Annotated in this window: 4 protein-coding genes; 1 reads left to right on the top strand and 3 read right to left on the bottom strand. The window is 50.7% G+C overall.

Features of this window, described 5'->3' with window-relative positions; all coding sequences use genetic code 11:
• Window positions 1-2,415 (bottom strand): transglutaminase domain-containing protein (locus ACO0LG_RS29385; RefSeq protein WP_423032145.1); only part of this gene is annotated, 2,415 nt, incomplete at its 3' end.
• A gap of 434 nt (window positions 2,416-2,849) precedes the next feature.
• Between ACO0LG_RS29385 and ACO0LG_RS29380 the strand changes: the two genes are divergently transcribed.
• Window positions 2,850-3,092 carry a hypothetical protein gene (locus ACO0LG_RS29380; RefSeq protein WP_423032143.1) on the top strand — a complete coding sequence of 81 codons (243 nt, stop codon included), beginning with the start codon at window positions 2,850-2,852 and terminating at the stop codon, window positions 3,090-3,092.
• Window positions 3,093-3,245: 153 nt separating this feature from the next.
• Here the strand turns inward: ACO0LG_RS29380 and ACO0LG_RS29375 are convergent, their stop codons facing one another.
• Both ACO0LG_RS29375 and ACO0LG_RS29370 read right to left on the bottom strand, forming a co-directional pair.
• Window positions 3,246-6,419: a transglutaminase-like domain-containing protein gene (locus ACO0LG_RS29375; RefSeq protein ID WP_423032141.1), complete on the bottom strand. Its 3,174-nt coding sequence runs from the start codon at window positions 6,417-6,419 to the stop codon at window positions 3,246-3,248.
• 109 nt (window positions 6,420-6,528) lie between these two features.
• On the bottom strand, window positions 6,529-7,357 hold an 829-nt coding region (locus ACO0LG_RS29370; protein ID WP_423032139.1), incomplete at its 5' end, for a choice-of-anchor A family protein.

Raw genomic sequence — 7,357 nt, 5'->3', positions numbered from 1 at the left:
GTCACTGACGGTGAGCAGGTAGCGTTGTTCTGCATAGGCTTTGCCATTGTCGGCGCGTAGGGTGACGTTGAAGCTGCCTAACACTGGGCTGGACCAGCTGATCACGCCGGTGCTGCTGATGCTCATGCCACTGGGTGCATCGGTGAGGCTGTAGCTGAGTGTGGCAGCTTTGGGGTCTTGGGCTGCAACGGGATAGCGGTAAGCCAGGCCAGCAACAGCGGCGGTGACTGGCGCGCTGGTGATGACGGGGACGCTGGCGATATCACCGGGGTCACCATCAAAGGCGGTGGTGGTGCCGAGGTTGGCGGCGATGATGGCGCTGAGGTTGTCGCAGGTGCTGTTGCTTTGTGCACCAGTCAGACGGGCAAGGAAGAGGCCACTGGCGACGTCGGCCTGGCCGCTGAAGTAGGACCAGCGCACGCTGTCGGTATTGTCAGTGCCACCGCCAGGCAACATGCTGGCGAGGACGGTGTCGTAGGCTTTGGCGGCATTGATTGCGGGGGTGGTGCTGGCGGCTGCCATTGCGGGTTCTGCCATGAGCCAGCCCATGCCCATACCTGATGTGGCGAGGATGGCGGCGGTGGTGTTGCCATTATTGCCGGACAGGCGGTAGGCACCGGCACCGGTCTGGATGTTTTCAATCTGCATGGCCTGCCCTGTCCAGCCGCTCATGGTTTGCGGGCTTTGGGGGACGAGGACACGGTAACCGGCACCGACAGCATTTTGTACATCAATGGACTGGCTGTTGGTCAGGTTAAGTTTTAACAGGGCGGCGGCCAGGTTGCTGCTGGTGACTGCATAAACAGTTTGTTGTTGTGCCTGTGGCAGCGCGGCAGCCTTGGCGAGCACACGTATCGGTGAGGCGGCAGCGGTGGGGTTTTGTGACTGGCTGTAGTGCTTTTCTAATACCATGTGGGCATAGGCCACATTGCGCTGGTTGCTCTGGCGGGTGTAGGCGGCAGGACTTAAGCCATCCGTTTGATTTGCTACTGCGGTCTGGAGGCGGTCAATGTCGAGGGCGACACCGGGGAAGGAGACACTATTGACGAGACCCAGGGTCATGTCGGGTATGGCTTGTGCGACTGCCCTGCCTAATGATGGCAGGCGTTGTTCTACGACACCTGCGGCGCGCTGGAAGATGGCGCTATTGGCGTCGGTGGTGGCGAAGTAGGCGAGGATGGTCTGGTGCAGCAGGTCGCCTGTGAGGTCGTCGCGACTCACGCTGCCGGGCTGGCTGCTGAGCTTGGCCTGGGTGGCGGCGAGTCTTTGTTGTACTGCGTTCAGTTGGGCGGGGTTGATGCCTTGGGTGTCGGCGACGATGGCGTGGTAGTCACCGGCATGGACGCTGAAGTTGTTGTCGTTCCAGCCGCCACTGGCGGGCTCGAAGCTGCCTATGGAGGCGCTGAGTTCGCTGCCGAGTGTGAAGCTGCCACCGCTGGCGACGACCTGGCCATCGAGGCGGAGTTCTGCCTTGACCTGGATGAGGTAGCCGGGGACGCTAAGCGGGAATTCGCTGGCGCTAACGGGGCTGTTGTCGGCATGGGCTTTGGGCAGGTAGGCGGCAAGTACGTCGGCATCGGCCTGGGTGGCGGGACTAAAACTGAGGGTCAGGCGTTTGCCTGCGAGGGCGGCGTAGCTGCTGTTATAGATGACAGTGGTTGTACCCTGGGCTTGTGCTGCGCTGCTGGCAAATACTTGCAGGCGTACTGCGCCCTTCAAGTTAGCAGGCAGGGCCTGGAAGGCGGCGCTTTTAACGATGGTTTTATAGGGCAAACTGCCCATGAGGATGGCGTAGTTTTCGGCGCTGATGACGTTACCGCCTAATACACTGCCTATGGTGAGATCGGCACCTTGCTGGCTGAGGACCTGGTTGAGCTGGTTCTGGTAGGTGGTGAAGGCACTCTGGATGTTGGCCTGGTTGAGGCTTTGTCCGTAATCAGGGGTGCAGTTGGCACCTTGTTTGGCGATGTCAAATACACCGGCTTCATTGAGACTGACGCTGCTGCGCAGGTTTAAAGCGGGCTGGGAGCTGAGTTGTTTGAAGCTGGGGTCGAGCGGCAGCCAGGTGCTGGCGGTGTTGTTGCGGGCGCCTCGGCTGGGGCTGGCGTCAACATAGGCTTCTACCCAGACGTGTTCGACCTGGATGGCGGCAACTTGTGCGCCCTGGAGGAGGGCTTTGTTGGGGACGCCTGCCTGGTTTAATAATGATTGGGCTGCGCTGACGTTGTCGACGTGCAGCCAGTTCAGCAGCCTTTGGGTGGGGATTTCGACTGTGCCGTAGACGTAGCGGCTGGGGATGCCTGCTGCGCGGTTAAGCGCAATCAGCAAGCTGGCGGCATCGATGTCGTTGCCGCTCTTGGCTTGCAGGGTCTGTGCTGCGCCTTGCAGGCTGCCGTAACCAACTTTGTATTTGATGTTGTTACAAAAAGAAGGCGTCAGGTTTTACATTCAAGCTTTTCCTTGGCGTGGAATTGTCGTAATGAAAGACCTGACCCAATTTTCGTCGAGGTGTGGTCTGGTGTTGATCCTTACACGTCGGCCCAGAAAACTGTTCAGTATGTTAGTGCATGGGATGGTTTGCTGACCGGTTACTATTTACAGCGTTAACCACACCCAATAAAACAAAATAGCTGTCGATCTTGAACATTTTTAGGTGTTCAGGGTGGTGCGCGTTTCCATCAAATAATTCGCTCAAATTTTTATCGAGCGAGAAACTTTTATTGCTCGCGATGATTAAAAATGATCAATTTAGTATTCGATTGAACCAAAACCTTTGCCAGATTTTGCAAAAAATGCTGATCTGGCAGAGGAATTGGGTTTAACTGAACACTGAACAGGGCAGCAGCAACATGTTTCTGGTCAATCAAGCGCCGAACACAAGTCCCTATTTTGTTAAATTCTTTGTCCTTAGAAGCATCGCAAGAGTTGCAAATCCTATTCCAAATGCGGGAGAAATAAATGCAACAGCTATTAAGAAACAGCAAAAACTAATTATTATGAAAATCCATTTATTATTCAAAGTAAATTTCCAGGACATGGAAATAAAAATTGCAAGAAAAACTGCAATTATTGAAACAAAAAATGCTAAATAATGATTATCAATATGTTGGTATCCAATAAGAGGAAACGGCTTAACTGAGACATATGACCAAAAAATCCGTAACAATAAAATTAATGCATTGCACCATGCAAAGACTGAAGTAAAAACCTTCATCGATAACTCCTTAAAAGTGTTTTTAATAATCTTAAATAGCGCCGCATTGGGTCATTGTACTTGTAGGAACGAATGCTGAATTTCCGATCCCTAAAACTCCAAGCAACTTACCTAACCATCCGGGTATGGAAAGAAGACCGGTAACTCCGAATCCCGTCAAAACACCACCTAGGTAACATGCTTTATCCTCATCACTTAAAATTGATAAATTAGAAATTATTAACGCCGCACTTGCTAAGGCAATTGCAAGGACTGCTATCCAGAATACAGCTACTGCACCGACTGTTGCAAAGACAGCAGCAGAGGTTATAAATGATGCAATACCCAGTACAAAACCAATACTTGCACCACTAATTGCTCCTAACCACCAAATAACACCTCCGTTTGCTCCCCCAGTAATTTTATATGCTCCAGCACCTGTATCAGGATCAACTACAATATATCCACTCCCGATCCATCCACCTACATTGATATTCTTTTCATGCACGGTAACCTCCATACCAGTGGACAGAGCATTTGCAATATCCACCTTCGCATCAGAGTCAATTTGTAAGCTTTGAATTACCATATTGTGAATTACTTGATTGCTTGACTTTAGGATGTAAATTTTTTGCCCCTGGCTTGTTGCCGTGAGTATGGCTTTGACAGCAGAAACAGCTTCAAGTTGGCTTGTGTCACTCGGCACTAAATGCAGATCCTTAAACAATGCCTCAGGAATCGCATGCTCTGCTGCAGAACCTCTTGAGCCGACTCGAAGCATATATCCGGAACGGGTCGCATTATTGCCGTCTTTAGCTTCAACGTGATAACGCAAATAATCTACATCCATCTCCACCCCAGGGAAATTAACCGTTTTTACCACGCCAAAGTAAAAATTTGCCCGTGCTACAGTCAAGAAACGGCCATAGCTTGGTTGCCGAAAGTTCACAACATTACTTGTAGTATGCGCACTTAGAGTATCACTGGCATCAATGTGCGCAAAATAAGTCAATATACCCATATATATGAAATCCGCATTAAGATCCTCTTTGCCGACACCATTTACCGAAGTAAGGTCGTTGGGATTCTGTTGAAATTGCACGAGCTTGTTTTTTGTGGCCATCATCTTATCTTGCAAGGCCTTAAGCTGCACAGGACTTATACCTTGTAAATCCAGGCCAATAGCATTATATTCACCTACTGTAATATCGTTATCATCACCACCAGCCCAATCTCCCCTACTTGGATTGAAGTACTGATTCGCCTGCTTAACCGAACTGCCCATCGTGAAACTACCGCTACTAGTAGCGATCATCTGACCATCTACTCTAAACTCAGCTTTCATATTCAACAAATATCCTGGCAAAGAAGTAGGTAATTCATTCGACTGAATTGGTGTGCCGTCAGTATGCGTTTTGGGCATGTAGCTGTTGATCAAATCTTGATCGGCTTGCGTCGCTGGCACAAAGCTTAATGTGATTTTCTTACCTGCCAGCTTTGAAGTACTTTGATTCAGTTCAATGACAGCATTGTCGCTGGTGCTGACACCATCTGCTAGGTATAGATTGGTCTTAAACTTCCAACGCAAATTATCCGGCAGTGTCTGAAACTCACTACCTGTGGCAACAACTTTATAAGGCAAAGTCCCCAACAGAACGCCATAGGCTTCAGCCTTAATCTTTTGTGTACCCAATACATCCCCAACTGTCGCATTGGCTTTTTGGCTCTTAATATAGTTATCTATTTGTACCTGGTAGTTGCTCATCTGCGTTTGCAAATTAACCTGATTCAGATTTTGTACGTACCCACCAGCCTCATTTACGGTTGCTCCTTGCTGTATCTGCGCTAGCAAGTCCTGGCTATTGACCGGTACTTTATTCTTGATATCCATCCCCGCAGTAAATTCATACTGCTTAAAACTAGCATCCATCGGCACCCAGGTATTCGGGTTCTTATTGACCGCACCACGACTAGGCGTGTAGTCCACAAAAGCTTCCACCCACACATGCTCCATCCTGATCGCGCTGATCTGTCCACCATTGATCAACCCGGTGTTAGGTATACCGCCCTGCCCTAACAGACTTTGTGCCGCCTCAATCTTGGTCACCCCACCTACCCAGTTCATGACTCTATCTGCTGGCACATCAATTGTCCCGTAGACGTAACGTGCAGGGATGCCTGCTGACCTGTACAGAGCAATCAGCAAACTGGCTGTATCAAAGGCATTGCCGCGCTTGTTTTGTAGCGTCAACTCACTGCCTTGTATGCTGCCGTAACTTGGGATGAAGCTGATGTTATTCCTGACCCAATTGTAGATTTGTACTGGGTTGTTGTTCAGGGCTGCAGCCTGTGCCTTGATGGCAGGTGTCAGTTGTACGTCTTCTGTCTCGGCAGTATCTTGAGCAGTTGGGATTGCGGGCAAAAATGACTGTGCTGAGCCTTGTGCATTCACTGGAGGACCAGCGAGGATGAGTTTCTCAGATTTGGGCTCGAACAGGTTAGCCTGGTATTGAGCCTTGCTTTCATTCGGTTTTCTGACTTTGTTGCTGGGGCTCCCAAATGGCAGTTTGTTAGGATCAGTATATTGATGCGGCTTCGCATTGGGGTATTTGTCCATGAAACCACTCAGATCAGTCAAGGCCGTCTGGCGGTCACTGGTCTGCCCTTTATCGTCTGCCTGGACCACTCTGTCCATAATTTTGTTGAACTCGCCCTGGCGGCTTTGGTAGTCACTGACAGCTTTGCGATGGCGTGCCAGTATCTCGGCAGGCAGCTTGGCATCTCTGAGGTGTTGCTCTGTATCTTTGAAGCTTTGGTCAATGTCGCCGTAGATTGCTTTGATCTGTGTGTTGGCACTGCGTATGCTGCTGACACGCTGGTTGAGCAAGGTGGTGTTGCTATTGGTTGTTGCGGCCATAGCGAGCAGGCCTGCTTTGGCTGGTGTATTGCTGACTGCCGCTACCGTTGGTGCTGTCGCCTTGACGTCATCCTGGATTTGTTTAAGCAACTGGCTCAGGCGTTCTTCCGGGCTTGCCGGTTTGGCGACTGCACTACTGTTGTTGCCTGTTGCCAGCGCTCCAGTATTTCTGCCGCCTACGCTACTATTTAGCTGGTCAGCAATAGCACGCGCCTGGGCTGATACAGCACATGGATAGAGCGTCAGGCTGCTGAAGGTGACTAAAACCAGGCTGGAGATGGCGCGCTGTACAGTGATATTACGGAACATGGTGTACTCTTCTTAAAGGGTCATTCAAGCGATTGGGTCGCTTGTTTAATGCTTGATATTTTTGAGACTGTCTGTTGAGACGGTCTTGTTTTGCTTAAAGCCTGCAGACTTAATTGGTCGGCACGAACAGCGTGGAGCCGACAGCCAGATTGGTATCCCAACTAGCGGCAATGACCGTACCTTCTACCTTGCCGCCAGAGTTCTTGATGCAGGCAAAGGGGGCGAGGATGCTGCCAAAGAAACCGGAATTATTCAAATTGAGCAATTCGGTATCGTACATATTGACGAGTACTTTGCTGTTACGGTTGATGAGTTCTGTCATGGTGATGCCAAACTTGAGGGTGCGCTGGCTGTCGCTGGCGACATTCAGGATGATGTAGGCACTTTGTTTAATGTTCGCCAGTGCGAAGTCATGGGTGCTGGCGACATGGTCTGCCGTCAGGTTAAAGATTTCTACATCGCGGTTGCTGCCTGTCAGGGTGACCTTGGCATAGACCTGGCTGACGGTACCCGTTGCTGGCATGCTTTTTATTTGCTGCGACAAGACGTTCAGGTAGGTGCGTTCAGCATCGAAATCGATGGGGCTGAAGGCGACCTTGCGGAAATCAAGATAGGTCGCGGCCTTGGAACCCAGGGTACCTGCATACACGGCATACGCATTGTTTTTGTTATTACCAAGACTGCCACCGTAGGAAGTCAGGTTACCGGCAACCACCATGACGGGGTTGGTGTCGTTGTAGTTGACGCTGCCACCAACCGTGCCACCAGGGGTATTGAGTATGCCGCCCACTGCCAGACGGCCATCGACGTTGGTGATATTGCTGACATTACCAAAGATGAATGCGGAATATTGTCCGGCCACACCCAGATCAATTTGCTGCGCCTGACACAATGCAGAAGAGAATATCAAACCCAGTGCAAGACACAGGCCTTGCGCA

This window comes from Undibacterium sp. Ji42W (assembly GCF_049340405.1).
GTDB lineage: Bacteria > Pseudomonadota > Gammaproteobacteria > Burkholderiales > Burkholderiaceae_D > Undibacterium.
The sequence above is the reverse complement of the archived record's forward strand: the minus strand, read 5'-3'. Positions and strand labels throughout refer to the sequence as shown.

Excerpts from the sequence above, each read along its gene's own strand:
- ACO0LG_RS29380 (WP_423032143.1), top strand. The coding sequence starts at position 2,850 with ATGTTTCTGGTCAATCAAGCGCCGAACACAAGTCCCTATTTTGTTAAA.
- ACO0LG_RS29375 (WP_423032141.1), bottom strand. The coding sequence starts at position 6,419 with ATGTTCCGTAATATCACTGTACAGCGCGCCATCTCCAGCCTGGTTTTA.